20 protein-coding genes and 4 pseudogenes are annotated in these 25,846 nt (G+C 60.5%); 19 read left to right on the top strand and 5 right to left on the bottom strand.

What is annotated here, in order from left to right:
* Positions 1-309: 309 nt before the first annotated feature.
* Positions 310-698: pseudogene (locus C9427_RS31510) on the bottom strand (transposase); the annotation flags it as partial.
* A gap of 266 nt (positions 699-964) precedes the next feature.
* The gene (locus tag C9427_RS35485; protein ID WP_425351696.1) at positions 965-1,252 is read right to left on the bottom strand and encodes an aldehyde dehydrogenase family protein; all 288 of its coding nucleotides are present in this window, start codon (positions 1,250-1,252) and stop codon (positions 965-967) included.
* Between the two features lie 906 nt (positions 1,253-2,158).
* On the opposite strand from C9427_RS35485, the gene C9427_RS31500 reads away from it, so the two are divergent.
* The 12 genes from C9427_RS31500 (at position 2,159) to C9427_RS31445 (ending at position 17,177) form a co-directional block, all read left to right on the top strand.
* Positions 2,159-3,121 carry an ArdC family protein gene (locus C9427_RS31500; protein ID WP_107652907.1) on the top strand — a complete coding sequence of 321 codons (963 nt, stop codon included), beginning with the start codon at positions 2,159-2,161 and terminating at the stop codon, positions 3,119-3,121.
* Positions 3,122-3,290: 169 nt separating this feature from the next.
* The gene (locus C9427_RS31495) at positions 3,291-3,710 is read left to right on the top strand and encodes a DUF2958 domain-containing protein (protein ID WP_107652906.1); all 420 of its coding nucleotides are present in this window, start codon (positions 3,291-3,293) and stop codon (positions 3,708-3,710) included.
* A 79-nt stretch (positions 3,711-3,789) separates the two neighbouring features.
* Positions 3,790-5,520 (top strand): ParB/RepB/Spo0J family partition protein, encoded by a 1,731-nt coding sequence (locus C9427_RS31490; RefSeq protein ID WP_107652905.1) that lies wholly within the window; start codon positions 3,790-3,792, stop codon positions 5,518-5,520.
* 235 nt (positions 5,521-5,755) lie between these two features.
* Positions 5,756-6,730, top strand: coding sequence for a hypothetical protein (locus C9427_RS31485; protein ID WP_107652904.1), 975 nt, complete (start codon positions 5,756-5,758; stop codon positions 6,728-6,730).
* A gap of 419 nt (positions 6,731-7,149) precedes the next feature.
* The gene (gene ubiM, locus C9427_RS31480; protein ID WP_107652903.1) at positions 7,150-8,331 is read left to right on the top strand and encodes a 5-demethoxyubiquinol-8 5-hydroxylase UbiM; all 1,182 of its coding nucleotides are present in this window, start codon (positions 7,150-7,152) and stop codon (positions 8,329-8,331) included.
* 600 nt (positions 8,332-8,931) lie between these two features.
* Complete coding sequence (nodS, locus tag C9427_RS31475) at positions 8,932-9,540, top strand: nodulation methyltransferase NodS (RefSeq protein ID WP_107652902.1); 609 nt, start codon at positions 8,932-8,934, stop codon at positions 9,538-9,540.
* A gap of 1,246 nt (positions 9,541-10,786) precedes the next feature.
* Positions 10,787-11,383, top strand: a complete 597-nt coding sequence (locus tag C9427_RS31470) for a NodA family N-acyltransferase (protein ID WP_107652901.1) — start codon at positions 10,787-10,789, stop codon at positions 11,381-11,383.
* A 55-nt stretch (positions 11,384-11,438) separates the two neighbouring features.
* Positions 11,439-12,713: a chitooligosaccharide synthase NodC gene (nodC, locus tag C9427_RS31465; RefSeq protein ID WP_107652900.1), complete on the top strand. Its 1,275-nt coding sequence runs from the start codon at positions 11,439-11,441 to the stop codon at positions 12,711-12,713.
* A gap of 49 nt (positions 12,714-12,762) precedes the next feature.
* Positions 12,763-13,785, top strand: a complete 1,023-nt coding sequence (gene nodI / locus C9427_RS31460; protein ID WP_107652899.1) for a nodulation factor ABC transporter ATP-binding protein NodI — start codon at positions 12,763-12,765, stop codon at positions 13,783-13,785.
* A gap of 3 nt (positions 13,786-13,788) precedes the next feature.
* Positions 13,789-14,577: an ABC transporter permease gene (locus tag C9427_RS31455; protein WP_107652898.1), complete on the top strand. Its 789-nt coding sequence runs from the start codon at positions 13,789-13,791 to the stop codon at positions 14,575-14,577.
* 300 nt (positions 14,578-14,877) lie between these two features.
* Positions 14,878-16,899, top strand: a complete 2,022-nt coding sequence (locus C9427_RS31450; RefSeq protein WP_107652909.1) for a carbamoyltransferase family protein — start codon at positions 14,878-14,880, stop codon at positions 16,897-16,899.
* Positions 16,900-17,024: 125 nt separating this feature from the next.
* Positions 17,025-17,177: a nodulation protein NodZ gene (locus tag C9427_RS31445; RefSeq protein ID WP_425351695.1), complete on the top strand. Its 153-nt coding sequence runs from the start codon at positions 17,025-17,027 to the stop codon at positions 17,175-17,177.
* Positions 17,178-17,399: 222 nt separating this feature from the next.
* Here C9427_RS31445 and C9427_RS31440 read toward each other — a convergent pair.
* Positions 17,400-17,600: pseudogene (locus C9427_RS31440) on the bottom strand (PLP-dependent transferase); the annotation flags it as partial.
* Positions 17,601-17,873: 273 nt separating this feature from the next.
* On the opposite strand from C9427_RS31440, the gene pdxR reads away from it, so the two are divergent.
* On the top strand, positions 17,874-19,343 hold the full coding sequence (pdxR, locus tag C9427_RS31435; RefSeq protein ID WP_107652896.1) for a MocR-like pyridoxine biosynthesis transcription factor PdxR: 1,470 nt from the start codon (positions 17,874-17,876) through the stop codon (positions 19,341-19,343).
* A gap of 22 nt (positions 19,344-19,365) precedes the next feature.
* Here pdxR and C9427_RS34525 read toward each other — a convergent pair.
* Positions 19,366-19,526 (bottom strand): annotated as a pseudogene (locus C9427_RS34525) (LysR family transcriptional regulator); the annotation flags it as partial.
* Positions 19,527-19,855: 329 nt separating this feature from the next.
* Between C9427_RS34525 and nodB the strand changes: the two are divergent.
* The 4 genes from nodB to C9427_RS31415 all read left to right on the top strand — a co-directional run bounded on the left by nodB (position 19,856) and on the right by C9427_RS31415 (position 23,406).
* A complete protein-coding gene (nodB, locus tag C9427_RS31430) occupies positions 19,856-20,515 on the top strand; it encodes a chitooligosaccharide deacetylase NodB (protein WP_107652895.1) in 660 nt (219 codons plus the stop codon).
* Positions 20,516-21,002: 487 nt separating this feature from the next.
* Entirely contained in the window at positions 21,003-21,626 is a 624-nt protein-coding gene (locus C9427_RS31425; RefSeq protein WP_107652894.1) for an FMN-binding negative transcriptional regulator, read from the top strand.
* A gap of 21 nt (positions 21,627-21,647) precedes the next feature.
* A complete protein-coding gene (locus tag C9427_RS31420) occupies positions 21,648-22,298 on the top strand; it encodes a LysE family translocator (protein WP_107652893.1) in 651 nt (216 codons plus the stop codon).
* 262 nt (positions 22,299-22,560) lie between these two features.
* Entirely contained in the window at positions 22,561-23,406 is an 846-nt protein-coding gene (locus tag C9427_RS31415; protein WP_027056371.1) for a TIM barrel protein, read from the top strand.
* A 14-nt stretch (positions 23,407-23,420) separates the two neighbouring features.
* On the opposite strand, the gene C9427_RS31410 is transcribed toward C9427_RS31415, so the two are convergent.
* Positions 23,421-24,365, bottom strand: a complete 945-nt coding sequence (locus C9427_RS31410; protein ID WP_107652892.1) for a LysR family transcriptional regulator — start codon at positions 24,363-24,365, stop codon at positions 23,421-23,423.
* Positions 24,366-24,571: 206 nt separating this feature from the next.
* Between C9427_RS31410 and C9427_RS31405 the strand changes: the two are divergent.
* Both C9427_RS31405 and C9427_RS31400 read left to right on the top strand, forming a co-directional pair.
* A pseudogene (locus C9427_RS31405) lies at positions 24,572-25,000 on the top strand (GNAT family protein); the annotation flags it as partial.
* A 75-nt stretch (positions 25,001-25,075) separates the two neighbouring features.
* Positions 25,076-25,846: acyltransferase family protein (locus C9427_RS31400; protein WP_107652908.1), on the top strand; the 771-nt coding region annotated here is incomplete at its 3' end.

The following is a 25,846-nucleotide window of genomic DNA, read 5'->3' as shown; positions in this document are numbered from 1 at the left end:
GTTCTGCACGAGAGCCAGACCTCTCTGCGCCTATTCCCGTCGTGAGATGAAGCTAAAGCGATCGGAATCGATGGCTAAATGGTCCGCAGGTAAACCCATCGATATCGAAAAGTTTGGGGGACTGTACAAAGGCTTGTAACCGTTCCTCCTCCATCTCAATCGGATTCCATAATTTAGCTCTGCCTATTTTTGATGCAGTTGGGGACCTCTGTCCAGAGTCTCCTGCAAATTTGCGATCACGGTCGCCGGTGTTGGCGGGTCAGGCGCGGCGTCTTCAAGTAACGCAAGCGCCCGGCCCGCCCGCCGCCGTCAGGTGGCCTTGGGCTCCTCCAGCTTGCGCAGCATCTCCTTCTTGTGCTCGGCCAGATGCTCCATGTTGAGATTCGCATGGCCTCCAGCCAGTTTTCGTGTGTTTCGACGGCGAGCGCGCGGACGAGCCGCAGGCAGCTCTCGGCGCTGGGAAAGATGCGCACCACATGGGTGCGCCGCTTGATCTCCTGATTGAGCCGCTCCAGGATCTTCGTGCTCTTCAGGCGCTTGTGATGCTGGCGTGGCAGCCGGTTGAAGTGAGAGTCTCCTCGATGTTGTCCTCCACCCACTGGCACAGTTTGGGGCAGCGCGTTTCCCACTTGGCCAGCCATTGGGCGAGGTCGCGCCGCACTTTGGAAAATCCAGCCCAGTTCCTGCAGGCAGTCATCATCGATCCATTGGGCCGGCAAGATGTCTCGCGAGCAGATCGAAGCCGGCCCGTGCCTATGACCGCCTTCTCAAGCGCGGCGCCCAGCCGAAGGGGCTCAAGGCCATCGTCGCATGGTTCAAGCGCCTGTGGATCAAGTTCTTCGGCTGATCAGTGTGCGGCCGACGGCATCGCCTTTGCAAGCATGGATCAGGTTGACGACGCTTGGGAAAGCCGGCCGCGCGCATTGCGCCTGCAACAAGCGGCGTCTGTTCGGCAGGTTCAAGATCACGGTGCAGCCCGCCGCCAGTGCCGGTGAGATTTGCGCGCCACCATTGAAGCCGGGAAATTCCATAGCGTGATCGTGCCAACAACGCCGATTGGCTGCTTGATCACCAGCATGCCCCGGTCGGTCGAGGGCGGGAAGTTCGTCTCGCCATGGATGCGGTTGGCCTCTTTGGCATACCATTGCAGATATGCCGCCGCATGCGAGACTTCCGACTTGGCTTCGGCAAGCGGCTTGCCCATCTCAGCTGTGAGGATGGCAGCGAGGTCGTCGGCGTGCTCGATGATCAATTGATGCCAGCGTCAGAGCATGTCCCTGCGCTCCCGGGGTCAACGCCGCCCATCCAGCCTGCGCCATATAAGCCTTGTCGATCGCCGTGCGCGTCTCAGCGTCCATGTCGGGTAGCTCTGCCAACACTTCGCCAGTGGATCGATCAAAAGCCCTCGAACTTTCGCTCACCCAACAACGTGCCAGGCGTCGGCATGCGGTCGATAGCGCCGAACAGGTCGGAGAGTTTCAGATTCGCTTCAGCGGCTGGCACGGAGGCATCCCGGCTTTCTCTTCAAAACGGCGGATGTTTTCTATTGGCTGCGTCAGGATGTGTAACAGCACTTCGCATAGGACCTCGAGCGACGGGGCCCTGGCGACCTGCCGACCGCGTTATGGACAGGAGCGACCGTTCCTGGAACGAGATTCCTGTTCAGCGCCTTTCTCGCCCGCACGCCTTGCGGGGGCACCGAGCGTTGAGCTCTGCGACCTGATAACGGCAGCGAAAGGCATGGCATCCACGCCTCCGCGGGAAGCGGCAATTTGGCCTAAGCTTTGACGGCGCCCGCGCGCCTGACGGCGCGTGCCGGGTGCTCGTGAACCGAGCCCGCTTTTTCTTCGCCAGGCTCAGGCGGTCTCGGCCATCCGGCTTCGCCCCCTGGCGCGGGCAGCCTGTCGGCTGCTGACGGTCGCCGGCCTGTCGGCCGGCGCGGTTTGTTCGTTGGCCGTTCCCGGCGGCGCGGGGTGGGCGGCACTCCCTTCTAGGCCCGCCGCGGCATCCCGCAACCCTTCGCTTCGCTTCGGGTCCTCCTCTTCGTTCCGGTCCTTTGGATGCGGTCCGCCTCCGACGGCGGGCCTTTCCGGTCGCGTCTCGCCGCCCACCCCGCTTCCGGGGAAAGGCGCGGGATTGAAGAGCGGAGGACCAGACGATGCGTGCAAAACACCAGCGTTCCGGCAGCGCAGAGGCTGGCGCGGGCAGGGGCGGGCGCTCGGGCGCCAGCCTTTATCAGGAAATCACGGACCGCATCATTGCCGAACTGGAGCGCGGCACCGTGCCATGGGTCAAGCCATGGGGCAGCGCAAAAGCCGACCTCGGCCTGCCCAGCAACGCGGCCACCGGGCGCCGCTATTCCGGCATCAACATCCTCATCCTGTGGGGCGCCGTCATCGAGCGCAGCTATCCCGGCCAGAACTGGCTGACCTTCCGGCAGGCGCTTGTCCTTGGCGGCAATGTCAGGAAGGGCGAGCGCGGCACAACAATCGTGCATGCCGACCGCTTTGTCCCAAAGGGCGAGCAGGAGCGCGCCAGGACGGACGGCGACGAGCCGCAGACGGTGCCGTATTTGAAGCGCTTCACCGTCTTCAACGTCGCGCAGTGCGACGGCCTGCCCGAGCACCTTTACCGCAAGGCCGAGCCGCTGCCAGAACGCCAGATCGTACCCCAAGCCGAAGGGCTTATTCGAGGAAGCGGCGCGGATTTCCGCATCGGCGGCGATCGCGCTTTCTACATGCCGGGCACCGATACCATTCAGGTGCCGCCGCAGCCGGCGTTCTTTCAGCAGATCGACTATTACCGCACCTGCTTCCACGAGCTTGGCCACTGGACCGGCCACCCGGCGCGGCTGGCGCGCGACCTCTCCGGCGCCTTCGGTTCCAAGACCTATGCGCGCGAGGAATTGGTTGCCGAAATCACCGCTGCCTTTGTCTGCTCGACCCTCGGCATCGAGCCGACCGTGCGCCATGCCGACTATATCGGCACATGGCTGAAGGTGCTGCGCGAGGACAATCGCGCCATCTTCCGCGCCGCCAGCCTTGCCTCCAAGGCCGCCGATTTTCTTCTGGGCTTCAACGCCGAGGCCGAAGGCGCGCAACAAGACGAGATCGCGGCATGAGCGCGCGCGATCCCGACACCCCGGTGTCCGGCCGCTCACCACGCGCGACCGCCTTGCCCTTTTTGCCGACGCGCCGATGCGCCCGCGCGGCGCAAAAAGCCGCTCGTTATCGGGCTGTTCGTTGACGCCCCCAGAAATCAACTCGACCTGTTTTGAGAGGAGTTTTGCCATGATCCTGATCACCGACGAGCTTTGCGCCCGGCTGCTCGCCAATGGCGCAACCGACACCGAAACCGACCATTTTCCGGTGGTCAAACTGTTCGATCCGACCGGGCCAGCGACCTGGCTTCTCACCGAACTCGACGCCGACGGCGACACAATGTTCGGCCTTTGCGACCTCGGCTTCGGCTTCCCCGAACTCGGCAGCGTCAGCCTTGCCGAGCTTGCAAGCATCAAGGGGCGGCTTGGCCTCGGCATCGAGCGCGACCTCTGCTTCAAGGCGCGCTTTCCGCTCTCCGTCTATGCCCAAGCCGCGTGCAGCGCCGGCCACATCACCGAAGCCGACCGGCTGCTGCGACAGGCGGCAGAAGCCCTTGGCAACGCCCATTCCAGGCTTCCGCCCGACACGGCGGAACAGACGCGCCGGTAAGGCGCGAAAACCGTCCCGCCGCGCCGGCTTGCAGCCTCTGCGGCGGGGAAATCCCACCCCTCAACCAAGGAGACAAACCATGCAGCTTGCCCACATTCCGCTTGATAAGCTCAACATTTCCACGCTCAACATGCGCCATTCCAAACGCGCGCCCGACGTGTCGGACATCCTGCCGTCGGTTCGCGCGCGCGGCGTCCTGGTGCCGCTTCTGGTGCGGCCCAACGGCACACCGGAAAGCTTCGAGATCGTCGCCGGCCGGCGCCGCTATTTCGCCGCGAAATCGCTCGCCGACGAGCGCGGCGAGGACGATGCCTTGCCCTGCGCCATCATGGAAGAGGGCGACGACGCCGACGCGCTCGAAGCCTCGCTGATCGAAAACTTCGCCCGGCTCGATCCCGACGAGGTGTCGCAGTGGGAGACGTTTTCGCGGCTGATCAGGGAAGGCCGCACCATTCCAGATATCGCCGCAACCTTCGGCGTCACCGAGCTTCTGGTCAAACGCATTCTGGCGCTCGGCGATCTTCTGCCCAAGATCCGCGAGGCCTATCGGCGCGAGGACATCGACGCCGAGACGGCGCGCCATCTGACCATGGCCTCCAAGGCGCAGCAGAAGGATTGGCTCGCGCTTTATGCCGATCCCGAGCAATACGCGCCGCGCGGCCACCAGTTGAAACAATGGCTGTTCGGCGGCCAGTCGATTTCCACCAAGGTGGCGCTGTTCCCCATCGAGGACTATCCGGGCCTGATCGTCTGCGACCTGTTCGGCGAGGACAGCTATTTCGCCGATGCCGACCTGTTCTGGCAAAAGCAGAACGAGGCGATTGCCGCCAAACGCGATGCCTATCTGGAAGCCGGCTGGCCCGAGGTGGCCGTGCTCGAACCGGGCCAGCATTTCCAGTCATGGGACTACGAAAAGACGCCGAGGAAGAAGGGCGGCAAGGTCTTCATATCAGTCTCGCATCGCGGTGCGGTCGAATGCCACGAGGGCTGGCTGTCGCGCAAGGAGGCCCGCCGCGCCCGCGCGCTAGGCGAGGGCGGCGAGCCCGAAGAAACCCCCGCCAAGCCGTCGCGGCCGGAACTCACCGGGCCGATGCAGAACTATGTCGATCTGCACCGCCACGGTGCCGTGCGTACCGCCATGCTCGACCATCCTTGTGTCACGCTGCGCCTGATGGTGGCGCATGCCATCGCAGGGTCGGGCCTGTGGCAGGTTCGCCGCGAGCCGCAGCGCACCGCCAATGAAGCGGTGGCGGCAAGCATTGCCGCGTCCAGGGCCGAAGCTGTATTCGCCGAAAAACGGCGCGAAGTTCTTGCCCTGCTCGGTGCGCCGGACGAGGAGGGTGCGATAGCCGGCGGCAATGGCGACGCCTTTGCGCTTGCCGCCGTCTTCGCCCGTTTGCTGGCACTTTGCGACGACGATGTCATGCGCGTTCTCAGCCTTGTCATGGCAGAGACGCTCGAAGCCGGCAGCGCCGTCGTCGAGGCGCTCGGCAACCATCTGGGCATCGACATGGGTGCGTGGTGGCAACCGGACGACGCCTTCTTCGACCTGCTGCGCGACAGGGAGATCGCCAATGCGATGCTGGCCGACCTCGCCGGCAAGCCTGTCGCCGACGGCAATGTCGCCGAGAAGGTCAAGACGCAAAAGAAGATCATCCGCGATTGCCTGTCGGGCGAGAACGGCCGCGAGAAAATCGTCAACTGGCTGCCCAACTGGATGAAATTCCCGGTCGAAAGCTACACGAAACGCGGCGGCTTCCGAACCGCCGATCAATGGGCGAGGGTGCAGCCGCTGTTCGTCCGCGAATAGGTGCCAAGCCGGGCGGCGGCTCTTGCGGGTGCCGCCGCCCCATTTGCCTGCCGCTGGAATACTGGCTGATGCGCACGGCGGTCCGAACAGCATTTGCCATGCGCAAGGCTATTGTGCATTGCACAAAATCCGACGCGCGCCTAAACGTCCTTCCGCAGCGGGAATCGGGCTTGGACCAGCGGCGAGGCAGGGAGAATCGATGCTTCGTCGATGTCGCATTTAGCTGAGGACCTTCATGACCCTTTCGAGCCCTGACAAATCCGGCGCCGCCAGTCTCGAGGCCATCGCGCGAAACGGCGGCGTGCTGCGCCGCATCGCCGTGCGCATTCCGACCTATCTGTCGGACATTCGCGAGAATCCGGCATGGCTGCCGATGTTCGTGCTCGCCCGCACCATGCCGGCGCGCCGGATGCACTGGCGTGGGGCAAAGCCGGTTCGCGTGTCGCAAAAAGCCCACGACACCATGTTTGCCGGCGTCGATCGCCAGGAAATTGTCGAGGCGCTGCGCTCGGACGGGCTGTTTTGCGGGCTCGTCCTGCCGACTTTCATCCATGAGGAGATCGCCGCCTTCGCCCGGTACACGCCTTGTTTCGGCAATTTCGATCGCCGTCTCGAATTCATGGCTGAGGACCATGCCGAGGCCGAGAAGCGTTTCGGCCGCTCCTTGCTCGGCGGCCACTTTTTCGAACACATCCTCGGCTGCAAGGCAGCGGTCGCCATCCAGAACGACCCGCTGCTGCTCGACATCGCCGCGCATTATCTGGGCGCTCAGGCGAAACTGATCACCACACGCGTGTGGTGGAGTTTCCCGACCAGCGAGGCTTCCGACGCCGACAAGAACCGTGCCTCGCTCGGCAAGTATCATTTCGATCTCGATGACTGGAGGATGCTGAAATTCTTCTTCTATCTGACGCCGGTCGACGAGGGCACCGGCCCGCATGTTTATGTGCGGGGCAGTCATAACCGCCGCGCCATCAAGCATCAGCTGACGCTGCTCGTCGGCCATCCGGCGCAGGAGGTTCTCAAGGTCTATGGCGATGACAGCCCCGTCACGCTGACCGGCGAAGCCGGTCTCGGTTTCGTCGAGGATCCGTTCGGCTTCCATATGGGCACCGTACCGTCGCGCACGCCACGGCTGATGATGGAAGTCGGCTTCGGCGTCTCGCCGCCCTCGCGCCGGCGCTTCCATGGCGAGCCGGTTATTCGCTGATCTCGCAAAAGTCCTTAAAACAGCCTTCCCCAGATCAGACGCCTGGTTCTTCCTTGGGCTGGCTGGTGCCATGGCGTCGTCATGGGATCAGCTGGCACATGACTGGATTGGATCGATGTCATCTGACGCCGGTTGGGCCTCGACTGACCCAGATCAAGGCCACGCCCTTGTCGGCGTGGTTTGATCGCCCAGTCCTTCACGGGAAAACGCATGGGCTCACCGACAGCCTGGTCGTCGCTCCCATCATCTTGACAATCCAGATCATACGGCAGGCAAATGACGCTTCACCAGCCAGGAACCGACGTGAGAAACGCGCTTGAGGCGATGCGGGCAATAGATCACAGCGCAATCGATGCACGACATGCGGCTCGACTCCCCCATCATCTCACGAACAGAACCGACGCGCTGGCGGCACGCTGATGGCCGGCTGTGACGACAGCTTCGACATTATTGTCGTGGGCGCCGGGCCGGTCGGACTTTCCTTCGCCGCATCGCTTGCCCATAGCCAGCTCAAACTGGCGGTTGTGGAAGGGCAGGCCCTGGAAAGACTGGCAAGTCCGGCTTTCGACGGCCGCGAGATCGCGCTCACCCACGCCTCGATTGGAATCCTTCGCGAGCTCGGCGCCTGGGATGTTATCTCCGGTTCGGACAAGTCACCGCTTCAAGGCGCACGCGTCCTCAACGGATCGAGCCCGTTTGCGTTGTGTTTCGATTCCCCCGGCGGATCCGCGGAACCACTGGGCGTTCTGGTCCCGAATTGCCAGATCCGCGATGCCCTGTTCAAGATCATCCGCTTGCAGGGCCACGCCCGGCTGCTGTGCGGCCACTCGGTCGTGCGTGCAACAAACAGCCGTCAAGGAGCAGTGATAACGCTCTCCAATGGCAGGCAGCTGAGCGCTCGGCTTCTCGTTGCAGCCGATTCGCGTTTTTCCGCCACCCGCAATCTGCTCGGCATCGCCGCCGATATCAATCGGCTTGGCAACTCGATGCTGATTTGCCGGGTGAGGCACGAGCGCCCCCACCACCAGATCGCGATCGAATGGTTCGATCACCATCAGACGGTGGCGATGTTGCCTCTCGCGCAAGGCGTGTCGTCGCTGCTTTTGACTTTGCCCTCAAACGAGGCCGACGGCCTGCTTGCCCTCGACGACGAGTTGTTCCTGAGGGAGTTGACAAAGCGCTGTCGAGGCCGCCTCGGCACCATGAGCCTGGCAAGCCAACGCTATATCTATCCGTTGGCCACGACCTGGGCGCACAGGTTCCGGGCGCCGAGCGTCGCATTGATCGGCGACGCTGCCATTGGCATGCACCCGGTGACCGCGCATGGCTTCAACATCGGCCTCGGCGGCCAGAAGCAGCTCGCCCGTGGTATCCAGACCGCATGGCGCGACCGTCGCGACATTGCCGATCTCGGCATGCTCCACAGATATGAAAGCCGACTGCGCCTGTCGGCGGCGCCGCTCTACCATGCTACGAATATCCTCGTCGGACTCTACTCAAGCGAGCATCCGGCGGCACGGCTTGCAAGGCATGTCGGGCTGCGCCTCGGCCAACATCTTCCCTTTGTCCGTCATGGCATTGCGGCCATGCTGAGGCGGTAAACCCCAGTCACCATAGTGTCAGCATCAGCGCGCGGCGTCGTAGCAGGCGGGCGAGTGTGGTTCGATGTGAGCCGTCGCGGCTGCGCGGGATCATGCTTGATGAAGGCGGGGCTGCTGAACGACGCGAGCCTCTTCCATCGCGGATCGTCAGCGTGTCAATCGCCGAGTGTGCGGAATTCCCGACCGCCGCAAAGCGTTGTCGGCCGGCGCCACGCAGAAGTGGACCCAGCCACGCCCAATTCCGCTTTCGATGTGTTCAGCGCGTGGATGGTTGTCATCCAAACAATCAATTTTGCCAATCCTGCCGACCCTACTAGGAGCGTGACCGAAATCAACTGCCTCGGCCCGCAGTACGCCCGACGAAAAAGCCTGAGCACCAACTGGGCCCAAAGGAGCAACAGAATGCAACGACCCGAAGGCAGTGGAAATTGCTGCCGGGACGTTCTTCCTCATTGGGGTGCATGCCGCGTCAAACGGACTCGTGTCATCGGGTCTCACGAACGCCCCCGCTTCTCGGAATGAGCGTGCCCGGGTCCCGACCCTACCGACATCTGACGGCATTTGCAGCGCCGGTGATTGCTGCCTTAGCTAGGTGCGAATTTGACCCATAATATCGATCATGAACTGCTGAATCGAGAAATGGCCGCAGACGATCCATGGCGGCTTGATGGCAACCCGTTCGAGCGGGATCGCCACACCCAAATTCTCCGGTTGTCACTTGCGCAAGGTCGAGTCGCAAATGCGCTCGAAGTCGGGTGCGCTGCCGGCGCCTTTACGGAGCGGCTAGCCCCCATTTGCCAGCGGCTCACTGTGATCGATGTCGTCGAGCCAGCGATTACGCGAGCACGTTTACGCTTGAAGGAGACGCCGCACATCAGCTGGATAATTTCCGATGTTCAACAGTTTTCGAGTGATGAGCTGTTCGACCTGATCGTCGTTGCGGAGGTTCTTTACTACGTCGGAGACCTCGTTCAGATCCGCGCGGCAGTCCGCAACTTGGTAGGCCTGCTTGCGCCAGGCGGGCAGCTGGTTTTCGGATCGGCACGTGACGCCAATTGCCAACGCTGGGGGCACGCTGCTGGTGCAGAGACCACTATCGCCATGCTGAACGAATCGTTGACCGAGATCGAGTGCATCGAGTGCCGGGGCGCGTCGATCAATGAAGACTGCCTGCTGGCCCGCTTCCAAAAGCCGATTTCCGCTTCCTGATGAAACACTGGGAAACTCTGTGCGCTTCTGCGGTGTCAAGCTGACCCAATATGCGGACGTACCAATTGCAACAAGTAGCTGGATCCGGTTGATGGTAACAACTGCTGACTACATCCGGCTTCTTCATGCGGCTCGATGTTCTGCGCCGCGAGCCTCGAGGGGTTTTCGCCCGCTTCCACCTCAACGGCCCCAGACGTCGGCCGAAGCCTTTCCGGTCCAGACATCAGGTTCGGAAGCGGCGGGGTGACCGTTCCCCACCTCTGCCATTTTGCGTAACGGCTTTACCCAATAAATGACCCATAGATACCCAATGAAGCGAAGTCCTTATTTTGCATGGCTCTCCCTATGCGGGACGGGCTCTAATGGCTGCCGCCACAGAACCTCAAAGGGTGTTTCGGCCCAGGTAGGTGACGATCCCTAGCCGGGAAAGCGGCACTCCTCGTCGGGGGCCGTCGGTCCCGTGTCCCGCCTTATGCGGCGCTATGCTGACACTCCTACGGCTGCCCTTTTAACCGATCTCGTCGTTGCAGTCAGTCCCGCGTCCCGGCCCTTCGGCCGGCGCAAGTGCTGACGCTCCTTAGGCTGCCTTTTCTGTGTGCAGCGATCTTTGATCCCTCGCACGGAATGAAGACTTAGGGGCCAGCTCCTTCGCGCACTTCAGGCCTCAGGTGCTCAAGCTTGGTGTTCCAGTCGGCCAAAACCTCAAACAATTCGTTCGAAGTAGCGCCATCCGGGCGCGCCCTCCTTCCTGCTCTCCAGGTGCTTTCACCGACAGTCCGGTTGACCGGCAACACTCGAAAGCATTGACCAGACGATTCCTGTTCGCGAGCGCGATAGAGCTTCGCGGAACCTGTTTGCCGCCGGCGATCCAGAGCTGCGCGATCGCCATGCATCATCGCGTGCGCCAACGGTCGCCGCGTTTGCTGACGCCTAACAGTCGGGCGTCCTCCACTTGATCGCTGCTTCGGCACGGGCGCAGCCACGCGCTGGCGGCCGCTCTTGAATCAGGTTGTGTCACCGACAGCTGCCATCGGTGCCGCCGCTTATCGGGCCAATCGAGCACGACCAGAAGGTTCAGATCAGGGCCTTTGAAAGGCATGGTTTTAACATCCATAGCGTGGATGCTCGCGATCTAAACAATCAATTTTACCAATCCGGGAGGGTCGTTCATAGACCCATGACATGCACCGCCATTGCTCTACCGCGTGAGGTGCACAAAAGAACCCGAAAAAGAGGAAGTCTTCGCATGCGCCCTGACGTGCAGTGGAGGTTATGCTGGGAAAATGAGTTGCAGCTTCCCGATCACCTCGAACTCTCTGAGTTCTTCCGGAAGACCTATGAGCCGACCGGAGCCTTCAATGGAAAGCAATTCGAAGGCGGTCGAAGTTGGGCCGGTGCAAGGCCGGAGGTCCGCGCAATCGGCTATGATGTGCACGGGGTAGCGGCTCACATGGGCGTGCTGCGCCGATACATCAAAGTTGGCGACGTTGATCTGCTGGTCGCTGAACTCGGTCTATACGGGGTGCGTCCGGATCTTGAGGGGCTGGGAATCGCCCATTCGATTAGCGTCATGTATCCAGTACTGCAGCAGCTTGGCGTTCCATTCGCTTTCGGCACGGTTCGGCAAGCGCTCCGGAACCATGTTTCGAGGTTCTGCCGCAAAGGCTTGGCGAACATTCTGACGGGCGTTCGCGTGCGTTCAACCCTCCCGGACGTGTACCCCGATCTGCCTTCCACGACGCGAGTCGACGACGACGTACTCCTCATGGTGCTCCCAATTGCACGCTCGATGAGCGAGTGGCCGGCCGGCACTTTGATCGATCGGAACGGTCCAGAGCTATGACCGCGGATCTGTTATCCGCTCGCTTCCTCAAATTCACAGAAAAATCTGACATCTCATGACCCTGTTTGCCACAGCCAGTACTGTTGCCATCTGCTCTTATGCGCTGCTGTCGACCGTCTACAAAACCGCGCAGGTGTTTTTTACCCTGCCTACAAACGTACCGCCGACCTCGGGCGACCCGCCCGGCGGTGAGCCTTGGCCGAGCGTCGATGTCATTGTCCCGTGCTACAACGAGGCGCCTCGCACCCTCTCGGACTGCCTGGCTTCCATTGCAAGTCAGGACTACGCCGGCAAACTGCAGGTCTATGTTGTTGATGACGGTTCTGCAAACCGCGATGCCCTCGTGGGTGTACACGAGGAATACGCGGGCGACCCGAGGTTCAACTTCGTTGCGCTCCCAAAGAATGTCGGAAAGCGCAAGGCGCAGATTGCCGCCATTCGCCGCTCGTGCGGAGATTTGGTGCTGAATGTAGATTCGGATACGATACTCGCCCCGGACGTCATCACCAGGCTTGCGCTAAAGATGCAAGATCAAGCGGTCGGCGCCGCCATGGGCCAGTTGGCGGCTAGCAATCGCAGTGAAACTTGGCTGACGCGGTTGATCGACATGGAATACTGGCTCGCCTGCAACGAAGAGCGGGCAGCGCAGGCTCGGTTCGGTGCCGTCATGTGTTGCTGCGGTCCGTGTGCCATGTACCGGCGGTCTGCGCTTGTTTCGCTGCTGGATCAGTACGAGACGCAGCGCTTTCGAGGGAAGCCGAGCGACTTCGGCGAGGACCGCCACCTTACGATCCTGATGCTGAAAGCAGGCTTTCGAACAGAGTATGTCCCGGAGGCCGTCGCGGCAACAGTCGTTCCCAACAGCATGGGTCCCTATCTGCGCCAACAGCTTCGCTGGGCCCGGAGCACTTTCCGTGACACGTTGCTGGCGTTCCAACTGCTGCGCGGCCTTAATATTTATCTCACATTGGACGTGATTGGCCAGAATATTGGCCCATTATTGCTCTCTTTGTCGATTCTGGCAGGGCTCGCGCAATTCGTAACGACAGGTACTGTGCCTTGGACGGCATGCCTGATGATTGCAGCCATGACTATAGTTCGCTGCAGCGTGGCAGCGTTTCGTGCGCGCCAACTTCGATTTCTCGGATTCTCGCTCCACACACTCATCAACATCTTTCTCTTGCTCCCGTTGAAAGCATACGCGCTGTGCACATTGAGCAACAGCGATTGGTTGTCGCGCAGCTCTGCGGCCAATGTGACAGACACTGGCGGCACCAGTTCAAAGCCGAACTTGGTGGGATCTGACGCCGCTTACAGCGAACAGCAATAGTCACGTGATCTCAGGTGGAAGAGTTTTGAGCCAGGACCAGAAACATCAAGTGTTGAAGCGTAAGTTGGGCCCAGAGGATTTGCGGCGATTCGAGACTCCTGCGATCGAACGGGAGTCTCACGGGCAAACAAGCGCGAAAAGCTCCGTGCCTGACTCTGCGTCAACCGTGGCAGTCGATTTTGCCGGCGTAACCAAGTCGTATGGGAACAAGGTCGTTGTCGACGAACTGTCGTTCTCCGTTGCGTCGGGAGAGTGTTTCGGCCTCCTCGGACCAAACGGGGCGGGCAAAAGCACGATTGCGCGTATGCTCCTCGGCATGACATGCCCTGACGCGGGCGCGATCACGGTGCTCGGCGTCCCGGTGCCGGCGCGCGCTCGGCTGGCACGCAGGGGCATTGGCGTGGTCCCGCAATTCGACAATCTTGACCAGGAATTGACCGTACGCGAGAACTTGCTGGTGTTCGGACGCTACTTCGGCATGAGCACACGTCAGAGCGAAGCGGTCATCCCGTCGCTTCTCGAGTTCGCTCGCCTCGAGCGCAAGGCGGATGCGCGCGTCTCGGAACTGTCCGGCGGCATGAAGCGATGCCTGACGATGGCACGGGCGTTGATCAACGACCCCCAGCTCATCGTGATGGACGAGCCGACAACCGGCCTCGATCCGCACGCGCGCCACCTGATCTGGGAGCGGCTGCGCGCCCTGTTGGCACGCGGCAAGACGATTATCCTGACGACGCATTTCATGGAAGAGGCTGAGCGATTATGCGATCGGCTGTGCGTGCTCGAAAAGGGCCGCAACATCGCCGAAGGCGGCCCGCAGGCGCTGATCGACGAGCATATCGGATGCCAGGTCATGGAGATTTATGGCGGCGATCCGCACGAGTTGCTGTCGCTGGTCAAGCCACATTCCCAGCGCATCGAGGTCAGCGGCGAAACCCTTTATTGCTATGCGCCAGACCCTGACCAGGTGCGCACGCAACTGCAGGGGCGAGCAGGTCTGCGTCTTCTTCTGCGTCCAGCCAATCTCGAGGATGTTTTCTTGCGGCTGACCGGGCGCGAGATGGAGGAGTGAACGATGATTGAAGGTTTTGCGGCGGCGCTGCCGGCCAATGCGTGGAACTGGGTTGCGGTGTGGCGCCGCAACTATCTGGCATGGAAGAAAGTCTCACTCGTGACGATTCTCGGAAACCTTGCCGATCCTATGATCTATCTTTTCGGCCTAGGCACCGGCCTCGGCATAATGGTCGGCCGCGTCGACGGTGCGTCCTATATTGCCTTTTTGGCGGCCGGCATGGTCGCGGTAAGTGCGATGACCGCCTCTACCATGGAAACATTGTACGCGGCTTTCGCTCGCATGCACTCTCAGCGCACTTGGGAAGCAATGTTGTATACGCACGTTACCCTCGGCGACATCGTTTTGGGTGAACTGGCGTGGGCAGCCACCAAGGCCTTCTTGGCCGGTACGGCAATCACCATTGTCACCGCAACGTTGGGTTATGCAGCCTGGCCGTCCGTCCTCTATGCGCTGCCAATCATTGCTCTCACTGGGTGCGTGTTTGCGAGCCTCGCGATGGTCGTCACCGCGCTTTCGCCCAGCTACGATTACTTCGTGTTTTACCAGACGCTTGTCCTCACACCTATGATGTTCCTGTCGGGCGCCGTTTTCCCATCGGATCAGCTGCCTGGCGCCTTTCAGCAGATAGCGCGATGCATGCCGCTGTCACATGCGATCGACCTCATTCGTCCGGTTATGCTTGATCGCCCGATCGGCGGCATTGCCCTGCATGTCGGTGTGCTCGGCCTGTACGCGCTGTTGCCATTCTTCCTCTCGATGGCGCTGTTGCGCCGCCGACTCATGCGCTGACGCGAAAGAGAGGGAGATAAGCAATGCGCAACGGACTTCGTGCTGCCAATAAGCGACATCGCCAACAGAAATCAGCATGCCACCCAGGGTCTTCGGTGGCATCCACTCAATCTATCAACTGGGCCGCCCGGCACCTCGATCACAGGATCTCATGTTGATCCCCGGCGGAAGAGAATTTCTTTGAGGTTGGCGATGTCTGACTGGCGTTCGCGCCGGCGAACGACAACGCAGCCTGTGTTTTTGATCAAACGGCCTTGAGAAGGCCAATTCAGTCTTCCTGTACGACAAATGGAGAGCGAGATGCTGTGTCTAGGATTGAGCGGCGGATTAGACAAAGTCTATGAAAACAGATTCCAGATTCCGAACTCATTCATGCACGATGGCGCTGCGGTACTCGTCCGAGACGGACAGGTCATTGCGGCCGTAGAAGAGGAACGCCTCAATCGGATCAAACACTCCAACAAGCTCCCGATCAGTTCGGTTCAATACTGTCTTTCAGCCGCTGGGGTTCAGCTCAGCGAAATCGATCATGTGGCGTACTACGCTACCGAAGCCTATTGCAACGCCATGCTCGAAAACATGCTTGCTTCCGAGCCGGACGCCTCCATTCCGTTGGATGCCAAATTTTTGGTGCAGCAGCTGTTGGCGCAGGAGTTCGGTAGCGAGCTCGACCCTTCGCGTATCTCATTCGTAAGTCATCATCAGGCGCACGCCGTGAGTGCTTTCGCAATGTCGGGCTTCGAGCAAAGTCTGATTTTCGCGATTGATGGCTCTGGTGATTTCCAGTCGGGTCTTGTGGCGGTAGGATCTGGTGCTGAAATTTCGCAACTCGCGACTTTCCCAGAGAACAATTCCCTTGGGCTATTTTATCTCGAGGTGATCCGGTATCTCGGCTACGGCTTGTTCGATGAATATAAGGTAATGGGGCTTGCCCCCTACGGCGATCCCGTTCCCTATCGCGAGCTTTTCGAGCAGTTCTATGAACTGTCTGCAAACGGCGAGTATCGCGTCCACCTGGACCGCATCGGTCCGACTTTGCTTCGCACCATTCAGGTCCGGCAAAAGGGAATGCCATTCACTCAGCAGCACAAAGATGTGAGTGCGTCGCTACAGGAAGCACTCGAACGCATCGTGTTTCACATTCTTCGGCATCATCGTGAGGCCACAGGGATGACGCGGTTGTGCCTGGCCGGCGGCGTTGCGCACAATTGCTCCATGAACGGCAAGCTGCTCTATTCAGGCCTTTTCGAAGACATCTTCGTGCAGCCCGCGTCGCACGACGCTGGCTGCGCATTAGGCGCTGCACTCATCGTGTCTGGTGAGCTGGGCCGCCCCGCGCCGCGTGCGCGATTGCAGGAGGTTTATTGGGGGCCGGATCTCGCGAGCGATCATGCTGTCGAAGAGGAACTAAAGGCATGGGCGGGGCACCTGGAGTTTGAACGCACTGAGGAGGTGGCGGATAGGGCAGCCGAGTGGATGGCCGGTGGCGCCGTGATCGGCTGGGTGCAAGGTCGTTCGGAGTTCGGGCCGCGCGCGCTCGGAAATCGCAGCATTCTTGCCGACCCCAGGCCCGCCACAAACAAGGACCGGATCAACGCTATGGTCAAGAAGCGGGAAGGGTATCGCCCGTTCGCCCCATCAGTGCTGGAGGAGGATGCGCGCGAATTTTTCGACCTCCCAGGCAGTGCGTGCGAATTTCCCTTCATGAATTTCGTGGTCCGTGTGCGCGACTCCAAGCGTGGTTTGCTCGGCGCCATCACGCACGTCGACGGTACGGCTCGGCTGCAAACAGTATCGCGCAAGGCCAGTCCGGCCTACTGGGACGTCATCAATGCCTTCAAGCAGCGCACTGGCATCCCAATTCTGCTCAATACGTCCTTTAACAACAATGCCGAGCCGATCGTGGATTCAGTTGCAGACTCGATTGCCACGTTCCTGACGACAGGGTTGGATGGACTTGTGGTCGGGCCGTTCCTCGTCAAAAAACGGGCCACAACGCTGGAGGATTGGACTGCGCTCGCGGTTTCGTTGCCGCCTTATGTATCCCTATATAAGGTCCGCGCTCACACGGCGCTGGATCGCCAGGAGACCGTCTGCGAAATCCGAACGGATCACTCCAGCCTTGACGGTGTGCGTATCTCACATGACTTGTTCGATCTGCTGACGCGGATCGAAGGCGAAGCCGTGCTCGCGGATCTCCTCGATACAATTACGCTGGATCAGGCCCAGCGCGAGGCTCTCACAGGAGAACTGCGACGGTTGTGGGAGCAGCGCCGCGTTCGCATGCGTCCCTCGCAAGCTGCTCGCGTCCATCAAAACTGATGCCAATCGCTGGACGACAGATAACAGCTGCCGAAACACCGGTCTGTCCAAGCATCTTCATATGACTGTGCCCAATCCATCGGCTGAGGCAAGGGTCCTGACGATTGCATGTGCTGCGAGCATGCATGCTCAACCCATCTAACCCTTATGGCAGTCGAGGATCAGTAATGGATTTGCTTGCTGGTGGCTCAAGACAGCACCAATTCGTCGTTTCTCGACGGCGGACCCGGTTCGGTGACTGCCTATGGTCTCCGGCATCAGCCTGGTGTTACGCATAGCGGACGGGACGTGCGAGCGGGCTGCGCGGCTCGCGGGATAAGGCGGCGGCCCTACGGCGCGCCAAGCCGGCATATTCGTCGTTGAGATGCTTTTGGCAAAATGCGTTGGTGGGGCGACGATCATGTCTTAGCGCGCCTTGACCCTTCGGCCCCCTCGTTGGCGATGCCCGACATCTCCTTTCGGGCAATCGCCTGATCGGGATGCGAGTCGAGGAAGGGGAGCTAACCCACGGCCGAATGCCCGTCGCGCACCTGCGCGATCGCAAGCGCCGTGATGCTGTGCCATTCCATGCGAAGCGTGAGAGTCCTTTTCAGCCCGCGGAGAACCAGGAAGGCCGACATGGTCGGGAGCGCCGCGCCGGTGATGTAGCGCAAGGCCGTTTCGTACAGCGTGTGGAGGGGTTCCGCGTCGCCGAGGATTGCGCCGCCAAGGCTGTGGCCTCATTCGCCGCAACACTTTCAATCGTAGGTCGAGTTCAGGAAGACGCGTGGTTGAACGGCATTGGGAAAACCGGCCGGATCGTAGCTGTGATGGATCGCGCGGGTAGCGAAGCCGAATTTGGCATCGCTCGCAGATGTGCCACTTTACCGATCTTGGATTGCGGTCTCGGGCATCGGCTTCAGACGTGCTCTTGGCTTTAGGAAGGAGTGGCCGCAAACTGGTTGATATGGAATGTCCAGTTGGCAGGAAAAGAAATGGTCCAGTCTCCAGGTCCCAGTGCTTCAACCCGCTCGCATGGCATGGGCGCGCGCCAGATCTACGAAGCGCTTCGCGAGCAGATCCTCAGAGGTGTTTACGGCACCGGCAGCCAGCTGCCGTCCTCCCGTGGTCTCGCCGAGGAACTTGGAGTCTCGCGAACGACCGTCACCGTCGCCTACGAGCAGCTGGCCGCGGAAGGTTTCATCGACATCCGTCAAGGCGCGCGCCCTCGTGTCGCATCCTCACTGCTGGGACATGAGCTGACCGCCAATCCCCCAAAACGGTTTGGCCCGGTTCACTTGTCAAGCTATGGCGAACGGCTGCGTGGTACTCCGCGCTGGCCGGATTACCTGCCGAACACGCTGAAGGTTGATTTCCGATATGGCGTCCTGGCGCCCTCAGATTTCCCCGCATCGGTTTGGAAGCGCGCGATGAACGCGGCGATGGCGCAGCGGCCGGCACGGCTCGCCTATGACGATCCGTGCGGTTCGAGCCGGCTCCGCCAAGCGCTTCAGGGCTATCTCTGGCGCGCCCGTACTGTGCGCTGCGACCCCGAGCAGATCGTCATCGTCAATGGTTCGCAGCAGGGCCTCGATCTCTGCGCGCGCCTGCTGCTCGACCCCGGGGACAGCTTCGTCATCGAGGACCCCTGCTACAGGATGGCGCGCCAGGTCTTTGCCAGTACAGGTGCCACGCCCGTTCCCGTCGAGGTTGACGATCACGGCATGCAAACGGAGCAACTGGCGGGGGTCGCGGCCCGGCTGGCCTATGTGACGCCCTCGCATCAGTTTCCGCTCGGCGGCGTCATGCCGATCCCGCGGCGGCATCAGCTTCTGGAATGGGCGCGGGAGCAGGGCGCCTATGTCATCGAGGACGACTACGACAGCGAATATCGCTACGATATCAGCCCCGTTCCCCCGCTGCATAGCCTCGAGGATCATGGGGCCGTCATCTACCTCGGCACCATCTCCAAGACGCTCTCGCCGATGCTGCGGATCGGTTATCTCGTCGTCCCGGCGGAATTCCTGCAGGTTTTCGAAACCGCCAAGCAGCTTGCCGATCGGCACTCTCCGATGGCGGGGCAGGAGTCATTGGCCTCTCTGATCGAGAGCGGTGGCTATGAAAGCCATGTGCGCCGCGTGCGCCGCATCAACGGCGAGCGCCGGGAGGCATTGCTGACCGCCCTGAAGCGGAGTTTTCAAGGTCGGATCGCCGTCCAGGGGGCAGAGGCTGGACTGCACGTCGTCATATGGTTCAACGACCTGCCGCGATCGCGTGAAACGGCGTTGGTCGAAGCTGCCCAATACGCGGGTCTGGGTCTGCACCCGATTTCGCCGCTTTATCATCGGCAGTCGGGAGCAGGCGAAGCCGACCGCGTCGGGCTTGTCATGGGCTATTCCGCCCTGAGCATCCGGCAGATCGAAAAAGGCGTCGAGATGCTGCGGGACGTCGTCGCTCGACTCTGAGACGCTGACGGTTCCGCACGCGGGTTAGAACGCATTCGCGGCCGCTCATCATAAACAGTTCATCGTTGAAATAGTCGCGCGGCCGGGCGACGGCCGGGCTCATGGCCGGCTGACTAAGGTTGATGCTGCTGCTGCCGCCGTGAGGTTGCGCGCGATCCAAGCCTTTGTCTCATCTATCCGCAACGTGGATGCTTGTCATCGAAACAATCGATTTGGCCGATTCGACAGAACGTCCCATAGGAAGAATTCAAGGATGCAGCCCTAAGGAGATTGTCGATGCATGCGTTGGCTCCGAGGAGCATTTTCTGGTGTGTCCCTCCTGGTCTGCACCGAACATCGAGCGAGCCGATCCCCTTTTCGACCAGGTACATCGGTGATCGGCGCAAGCTGCATCGCGTCGGCTCTTCGCGACAAGCTCCCCCCGATAGCGTAGGCCCCTACCTCAAGGATCGGGGTTATGCCGATTGCGAATGGCCGACCGGTACAACAATTGACCGCAAGGGTTCGCAGCTATGAGACGTCTCGATGACAGATGGGAGGCGCAGAGTGAATGCGCTGACGGCACCGGGCGTCGAAGCGTTTATCTGACGTTTGACGACGGTCCCAATCCATGTTTCACACCACAGATACTCGATGTGCTGGCGCAAAATCGGGTGCCAGCGACATTCTTCGTCATTGGTGCTTACGCCGCAGAGCATCCGGATCTCATCCAACGAATGATCGCAGAAGGGCATGAGGTAGGCAACCACACGATGTCTCATCCGGACCTGTCCAAATGCGGTTTGGGCGAAGTGCAACGTGAGGTATTTGAGGCGAACCAGGCCATCATGCTGGCATGCCCGCAGGCCTCGATCCGCTACATTCGCGCGCCATACGGCGCCTGGAGCGAAGAAGTGTTCACTGCCTCAGAGATCGCGGGGCTGGCGGCCCTTCATTGGTCGATCGACCCAAGAGACTGGTCGCGCCCCGGCACCGACGCGATCGTCGATGCAGTGCTCGCCTCGGTACGCCCCGGCGCAATCGTGCTCTTGCACGACGGATGCCCTCCCGACGAGTCGACACGGAGCACTCAAGCCAGTCTGCGCAACCAGACCGTTATGGCGCTGTCCAATCTGATTCCTGCATTAGATGCCTGCGGATATGAAATTCGCTCGCTTCCAGAACATCACTGAAATGCGAGATCGCATGGACCTGCTTTCCCAGCCAGTACCTGTGTGGTCTCGCTTATGAAGGCTTACAGACCGTTTACGCCCTGCGAACAAGCACATCGGACGAACTGGTCGGCTCCGACAGTTGGCTAAGCCTAGACGTCTGTTGTCACCTGCTACGATGAGGACCCGCGCACGCTCTCGGCATGGCCCAGCACCGCCGGTAGGTTCACTCTTCGACGATTGTTTGAATGTATGGTCCACTTCGCGTTGGATCGATTTCATTGGGCTTGCCGCAGGCTCACATAGCGCGACCCTGCGGGATCGCTGGCTGCGTCCAAAAGGTTTGGCAAGCAATTCGCATACCGTGACCGGCACCGGGGATTCCGGTGCTCTGATCCGGCGCGCGATGCCATCTTTCACCAACTGGACTACCTAAATAGCTTCTGACTGGCTGTTTCCAACGGGCCAGCTTGCCGATACCTGACTTGGTAACGCAAGGAGTTTCGCGATGTACATCCCTCCCGCTTTCCGCGACGACGACAAGGAATGCCTGCGCGCGACCATTCGCGCGGCGCTGCTGGCGAACTTCGTTACCGTCACGGCGGAAGGGCCGCTCGCAACGCCACTGCCCCTCTTCCTTGACGAAAGCGAGGGCGAGCACGGCGTGATCTACGGGCACCTGGCGAAGGCCAATCCCCAGTGCCGTGTTCCGCCGCTGGGCGACGGCTTGGCCATCTTCATGGGGCCGGACGCTTACGTGACGCCGGCATGGTATGCGACCAAGCGGGAAACCGGGAAGGTCGTCCCGACCTGGAATTACGTCGCCGTCCACGCCTATGGCCCGGTCGAGTTCTTCGAGGATGCGGGAAGACTGCTGGACGTCGTGAATCGGCTGACCGACCACCACGAGGGCGAGCGCGCCTCGCCTTGGGCCGTGTCGGACGCGCCGTCGGATTTTGTACAGGCGCAACTCCGCGGAATCGTCGGCCTGCGCATGCCAATCACGAGGTTGGAGGGCAAGCGCAAAATGAGCCAGAACCGGAACGCGGCCGACCGCGCTGGCGTGGCGGCGGGCCTTGCGGCGAGCGAGCGGGCATCTGACCGCGACGTCGCCGCTCTCATCCCAAAATAATCTTCGTCGGAATCGACCATCATGCCAGAACTGACCCCATTCGCCCTGTACCTCGCCGCGGCCTCCGTGCTCGCCATCACCCCCGGTCCGGGCATCTTCTACGTTGCCGCGCGCACGCTCGCCGGTGGTCGTCGGGAAGGTATCGCTTCTAGCTTCGGCACGGGGTTGGGGGGCATGATCCACGTCCTCGCCGCAAGCTTAGGTGTTTCCGCGATCGTGCTCGAAAGCTCGGAACTGTTCTCCGCATTAAAGCTGTTCGGCGCGGTCTACCTCGTCTGGCTCGGCTTTCGCACCTTTCAAGCCGCCCGCCTCAAGGGAGCGACTGGCGGCGATGACGGCGCCGCAGTGGGTCCAGTCGGACCCCGGCGGGCGTTTCGTGAAGGGGTACTGGTCGAGGCGCTCAACCCGAAGACGGCAATCTTCTTCCTCGCCTTCATTCCGCAGTTCGTGAATCCGAGCGCAGGGCTCATAGCTCTGCAATTCGTGGTGCTTGGCTCCGTGTCCATTGCGCTCAACACGCTCGCCGACATCGTGATTGCCGTCGTGGCCAGCGGCATTCAAGACGGCGCGGCAGCGCGTCCCGGGTTGATCCGCCGCCTGAGGGAGGCGTCAGGCGGCGCGATGATCGCGCTGGGCGTCGGCCTCGCTCTGGCGAAACACCCTGCTGCTTGAGTTTGAATCTGATCGGTTGGGCATCTTTCAGGGTTGGCGGGTACCTTGCGGAAGCAGTTGGATGGCTGCGAGCCAGTTCGGTCATTGCACCTATTCAAGCCATGTCTCAGGAGACGCGGCACCGCCGTTTGGGTGAACGTCGGCTCATAAATGAGAGAAAAACATAGCGTGAGAGAAACGTGAGTACGACTGCCTCGCCTCGCTCATGCCCATCATTTTGGCCCTCGCGAATCAACGCACGGTAGAAGCCAGTCAGCCGAGAATGACGCCCGTTTCATGGAAGGAAAGCCAAGCCATGCGCCAAGCATCGCCCCGCTTTGCACTCGATTATTTGGCGACGCCCGGACTTGACGTCAGGGCACTTTTCGCTTTTGCCCGCGACCAGGGCCTAACCGATGTCCAGATCCGCAGCCAACCGGGCAGCAATGCCATTGCACGCGGCATGCCGGCGGCGGACGTCCGGTCTGCGGCCGCCGACACAGGCGTTGGGATTATTTCCGTCAATGCCCTCCAGCGCTTCAATGAGTGGACCCCCGCCCGCAGGGCCGAGGCGAGCAAGCTCGCCGATTATGCAGCGGCCTGCGGAGCCAAGACGCTCATGCTGGTGCCGGTCAACGACGGCTCCTGGCCCGCCAATGTCGAGCGCCGCGGCGATCTCCGCGTCGCCTTGAAGGCGCTCAAGCCGATCCTCCAGTCGCGCGGTCTGATCGGTCTCATCGAGCCGCTGGGCTTCCGGACCTGCTCGCTTCGATCGAAGAACGAAGCGGCTAAGGCCATTGCCGCCATTGATGGCCAATCCGTCTTCCGCCTCGTGCACGACACGTTCCACCACACGCTTGCCGGGGAGACGTTCTTCTCCTCCGAGCTGACCGGTCTCGTCCACATTTCAAGCGTGAACGATCCGATCCACTGGATTTACCCGGATCGCGTCCTAGTCGGTTCCGACAATGGCAGCCAGATCCGGGCGCTGCTTGATGGCGGCTATGGGGGGCCCTTCTCATTCGCACCGTTTGTCGACGCAGCCCACCCGCTGGACGACCTCGCAGGCGCACTTGCCGCGAGCATCGCTCTCTTCCGACACGGGCTATTGACGCGAGTGCCGGCGTGAGACGCGGGAGTAAATTAGGGCTGCCTGGGGCGCCTTTTGGCGTCCCCCGGAGAAGTCATTCGAGACGCCTCCTGTAGCAATATCTCTCGCAGCCAGATGCTTGCCGGATCACTGTTGTGAAGGGCGGGCCATTGAACGGCCTCGGTGAACGTGGGTAGTGGCAGCGGAAGGTCGATGATCCGCAGGGGGAAGGTTTTTTTGAAATGCTGAACCAGCCGGAAGGGCATGGTCGCTATACGAGCTGTGCCTGAGACCATCGGCGGGATCATGCTAAAGGCCTGCACAACGATCTCGACACGTCTCTTGAGACCATGCTCAAGAAAAAACCGTTCCTCGATTGAGGGCTTCAGCGTCCGCCCGAACTTGACCGCAACGTGCCTCATCGACATGTATCTCTCGAATGTAAGCTGCCGTGGCAGCTGCTTGTTCGTGGAGCAGCCCACGCACACGAGCGTCTCGTCGAACAGCGCCGCCCTTGGATGGGCGCTTGACATGAACAATTCTGGAAAAATCAGAAAATCGACGTCACCGCGCCGGAGAAGCTCATCGGGGTCGTCGTCGATAGGCAACAATTCGAAGCTGACGGCGGGTGCTTCGCGTGCAACCCGCTCCACGACCTTTTCAAAAAACACGAGTGTGGCGAAATCGGAAAGAATGATCCTGAAACGGCGATCGGATTGAGCCGGATTAAACGGATCCCAAGAGATAATCGAGCACTGGATGTTCAGCAGTGCGCTGCGAACCGCGGGGGCGAGTGTTTCCGCACGCGGGGTTAGAACACGTTCGCGGCCGCTCGTCGTAAACAGTTCATCGTTGAAATAGTCGCGCAGCCGGGCGACGGCCGCGCTCATGGCCGGCTGACTAAGGTTGATGCTGCTTGCCGCCGCCGTGAGGGTCCGCTCGGTCAGCAGTGCGTCGAGCACGACGAGAAGGTTCAGATCAAGGCCCTTGAAGCGCATCTTTCACTTATCCATAGCGTGGATGCTCGCGATCTAAACAATCGATTTTACCAAACTTCCAGGGCGCTGCATAGATGACCGCACTTGACATGCGCCCGATCACGCCACTGCTTCTGCAGCGTGTGCTGGGAAATGACCTGTAAGTAGCCGATCATGTCGAACTCTCCGCCTTCTTCCAAAAGGCCTATGGGCGACAGGGGCTTTCAGGCGGTTGTAGCTGGGCCGGTGCAGGGCCGAAGGTTCGCGCAATCGGCTCTGATGTGCACGGCGTAGCAGCTCACTAGGACCTGCTGCGCCATTTCTTCACGGTTGGCGAGGTTGATTTCTTGGTAGGCGAGCTCGGATCGTACAGGATGCATCCGGATCTTGAGAGACTCGGAATGAGTCATTCTATCCGCATCATGCGGCCGGTGCTGCAGCAGCGTGGCATTCCATTCGCTTTTGGCATGGTTCGGCACCCGTTGCGAAACCATCTTGAGAGGTTCTGCAGAGACGGCCAGACGACCATAGTGCCGGGCGTTCGCATCGCCACACATGCGACCGCCAATGCGCTCGAGGTTTGCGATCAGGCACTGGGATTTTGTCCGCTCGGTTGCAGCCAATCGGCCCTCCATACCACGCCGCGATCCGCGTGATTTTCGATCCTTTGCACCGCGCTCGCCGTGCCCAGAAACGGCAAGTGGCAACTGCAACAGATAGGCTGGAGTCTGATGCTTGATCACATAAGAGCCGGAGCGAAGGGACGCGGCTCGTGCCCAGCAGGGACAAACAACCGAGACCTAAGCTTTGATTTCGCCAAAGGCATACTCATTACTCTGGTGATAATTGGGCACTTGTTACAATATTTAATCTACCAGGGCACCGACGCTTTCTGGTTGTCGCCGTATTTCAAGTCGATCTACATGTTTCATATGCCTCTCTTTATGGCGATAAGCGGATACCTTTCTTCTGGGGCAATTTTGCGAAAATCATTCACCCAGGGTGTCGGTGAGCGGGCAATGCAGATACTACTGCCAATGCTATTTTGGTGTACGTTGATTTGGACGTTAAAGTCCGCAGCTATTTTTCCTACGAAGAGTTTGACTGATAATCTGTTAGATTTGTCGACGGAAGTTATTGGAACTTACTGGTTCATATGGGCCGCATTTATTTCGTTCATTCTGATTAGAGTTCTTACAACGTTCAACCGTCTATCGATGTGGATCATAAGCGCATCTGCAATTGCGGTCGCATTCGCACCCATCACGTTATCAATAGCCCCGTTGTTAAAATACACTTACCCATTTTATTGTTTAGGGTTCCTGTTTGCCCAGCCGATCGGATGGCAGAATGGCCTCATCTGGCGTTACAAATCGATTTTTGTTGTCTTATTTTCGATAGCGGCTTTCATATGCTTCCTCGGGTGGGGCAAAGAGACTTATGCTTACAACAATCTCGTTTTAATTCATGATGAACAGTCAGCTAAACAAGTTTTTCTGATG

The sequence above is a fragment of the Mesorhizobium helmanticense genome (assembly GCF_003034915.1).
Lineage (GTDB): Bacteria > Pseudomonadota > Alphaproteobacteria > Rhizobiales > Rhizobiaceae > Mesorhizobium > Mesorhizobium helmanticense.
Note: the sequence above shows the minus strand (reverse complement) of the source record. Positions and strands in the feature narration are given on the sequence as shown.

What these genes read in the sequence shown, in the direction of transcription:
- C9427_RS31500 (WP_107652907.1), top strand. Translation starts at nt 2,159, where the DNA reads ATGCGTGCAAAACACCAGCGTTCCGGCAGCGCAGAGGCTGGCGCGGGC.
- C9427_RS31410 (WP_107652892.1), bottom strand. Translation starts at nt 24,365, where the DNA reads ATGCGCTTCAAGGGCCTTGATCTGAACCTTCTCGTCGTGCTCGACGCA.
- C9427_RS31420 (WP_107652893.1), top strand. Translation starts at nt 21,648, where the DNA reads ATGCCAGAACTGACCCCATTCGCCCTGTACCTCGCCGCGGCCTCCGTG.
- C9427_RS31455 (WP_107652898.1), top strand. Translation starts at nt 13,789, where the DNA reads ATGATTGAAGGTTTTGCGGCGGCGCTGCCGGCCAATGCGTGGAACTGG.
- nodB (WP_107652895.1), top strand. Translation starts at nt 19,856, where the DNA reads ATGAGACGTCTCGATGACAGATGGGAGGCGCAGAGTGAATGCGCTGAC.
- ubiM (WP_107652903.1), top strand. Translation starts at nt 7,150, where the DNA reads ATGGCCGGCTGTGACGACAGCTTCGACATTATTGTCGTGGGCGCCGGG.
- C9427_RS31470 (WP_107652901.1), top strand. Translation starts at nt 10,787, where the DNA reads ATGCGCCCTGACGTGCAGTGGAGGTTATGCTGGGAAAATGAGTTGCAG.
- C9427_RS31425 (WP_107652894.1), top strand. Translation starts at nt 21,003, where the DNA reads ATGTACATCCCTCCCGCTTTCCGCGACGACGACAAGGAATGCCTGCGC.
- C9427_RS31445 (WP_425351695.1), top strand. Translation starts at nt 17,025, where the DNA reads ATGCTCAACCCATCTAACCCTTATGGCAGTCGAGGATCAGTAATGGAT.
- C9427_RS31485 (WP_107652904.1), top strand. Translation starts at nt 5,756, where the DNA reads ATGACCCTTTCGAGCCCTGACAAATCCGGCGCCGCCAGTCTCGAGGCC.
- C9427_RS31495 (WP_107652906.1), top strand. Translation starts at nt 3,291, where the DNA reads ATGATCCTGATCACCGACGAGCTTTGCGCCCGGCTGCTCGCCAATGGC.
- C9427_RS31415 (WP_027056371.1), top strand. Translation starts at nt 22,561, where the DNA reads ATGACGCCCGTTTCATGGAAGGAAAGCCAAGCCATGCGCCAAGCATCG.
- C9427_RS31450 (WP_107652909.1), top strand. Translation starts at nt 14,878, where the DNA reads ATGCTGTGTCTAGGATTGAGCGGCGGATTAGACAAAGTCTATGAAAAC.
- C9427_RS31490 (WP_107652905.1), top strand. Translation starts at nt 3,790, where the DNA reads ATGCAGCTTGCCCACATTCCGCTTGATAAGCTCAACATTTCCACGCTC.
- pdxR (WP_107652896.1), top strand. Translation starts at nt 17,874, where the DNA reads ATGGTCCAGTCTCCAGGTCCCAGTGCTTCAACCCGCTCGCATGGCATG.
- nodC (WP_107652900.1), top strand. Translation starts at nt 11,439, where the DNA reads ATGACCCTGTTTGCCACAGCCAGTACTGTTGCCATCTGCTCTTATGCG.